Below are 1,625 nucleotides of genomic sequence, written 5' to 3'. Positions count from 1 at the left end.
GGACCACCAAGAACCAGCGTGGTTAGCATCACCTGATTCGATACTGGACGCTCGTGCACGGGTACGGGAATATCAACCCGTTATCCATCGACTACGCCTGTCGGCCTCGCCTTAGGTCCAGACTCACCCTGGGCGGATTAACCTGCCCCAGGAACCCTTAGTCAATCGGCGGCAACGTTTCTCACGTTGCTTTCGCTACTCATGCCTGCATTCTCACTCGCACACCCTCCACCACTCGATCACTCGGCAGCTTCACTGGATGCACGACGCTCCCCTACCAACCCAGCCTTAACGACTGGACTTCACAGCTTCGGCGGTGTACTTAAGCCCCGCTACATTATCGGCGCAGAACCACTTGACCAGTGAGCTATTACGCACTCTTTAAAGGATGGCTGCTTCTAAGCCAACCTCCTGGTTGTCTCAGCAACTCCACAACCTTTCCCACTTAGCACACGCTTAGGGGCCTTAGCTGATGATCTGGGCTGTTTCCCTCTCGACTACGAAGCTTATCCCCCGCAGTCTCACTGCCACGCTTCACTTAACCGGCATTCGGAGTTTGTCTGACGTCAGTAACCTTGTAGGGCCCATCAGCCAAACAGTAGCTCTACCTCCAGCAAGAAACACGCGACGCTGCACCTAAATGCATTTCGGGGAGAACCAGCTATCACGGAGTTTGATTGGCCTTTCACCCCTACCCACACCTCATCCCCCAGATTTTCAACTCTGGTGGGTTCGGGCCTCCACGAGGTCTTACCCCCGCTTCACCCTGGACATGGGTAGATCACTCCGCTTCGGGTCCACAGCATGCGACTCAAACGCCCTATTCAGACTCGGTTTCCCTACGGCTACCCCACCCGGGTTAACCTCGCCACACACCATGACTCGCAGGCTCATTCTTCAAAAGGCACGCCATCACAACCCCGAAGGACTGCTCTGACGGCTTGACAGCACACGGTTTCAGGTACTATTTCACGACCCCTCACCGGGGCACTTTTCACCTTTCCCTCACGGTACTAGTGCACTATCGGTCATCAGGACGTATTTTGGCTTAGCAGGTGGTCCTGCCAGATTCACACGGAATTTCTCGGGCTCCGCGCTACTCGGGAGAACATCAACACCTAGACTCTTCCTTCACCTACGGGACTCTCACCCACTCCGGTACCGCTTCCCAACGGATTCAGCTAGAAAAATCATCAGCGCTCCAGGCCGACAGACCTGAAAAGATGCATCCCACAACCCCGCACACGCAACGACTGCCGTCTATCACACGCGCACGGTTTAGCCTCTTCCCCGTTCGCTCACCACTACTAGGAGAATCACTGTTGTTTACTCTTCCTACGGGTACTGAGATGTTTCACTTCCCCGCGTCACCACCAACTACCCTATACATTCAGGTAGCGGCAACCCGACACAACTCGGGCTAGGTTTCCCCATTCGGACACCCGCGGATCAAAGCTCGGTTGACAGCTCCCCGCGGCCTATCGTGGCCTCCCACGTCCTTCATCGGCGCCTGATGCCAAGGCATCCACCGTGTGCCACTATCACTTGGCCACTACAGATAATAAGATGCTCGCGCACACTATTCACAAATCAAAACACCAACCACAAACTCCCCTACCTCAACC

General features: G+C 55.3%; 1 rRNA gene (running past one end of the window). It reads right to left on the bottom strand.

Annotation, left to right across the window (positions count from 1 at the left end):
• A 23S ribosomal RNA gene (locus ACFYL4_RS27310) occupies window positions 1-1,552 on the bottom strand; it reaches 1,282 nt to the left of the window's first position.
• Between the last annotated feature and the right edge of the window lie 73 nt (window positions 1,553-1,625).

Source organism: Nocardiopsis sp. NPDC006938 (assembly GCF_042869555.1).
Taxonomy (GTDB): domain Bacteria; phylum Actinomycetota; class Actinomycetes; order Streptosporangiales; family Streptosporangiaceae; genus Nocardiopsis.
Note: the sequence above shows the minus strand (reverse complement) of the source record. Positions and strands in the feature narration are given on the sequence as shown.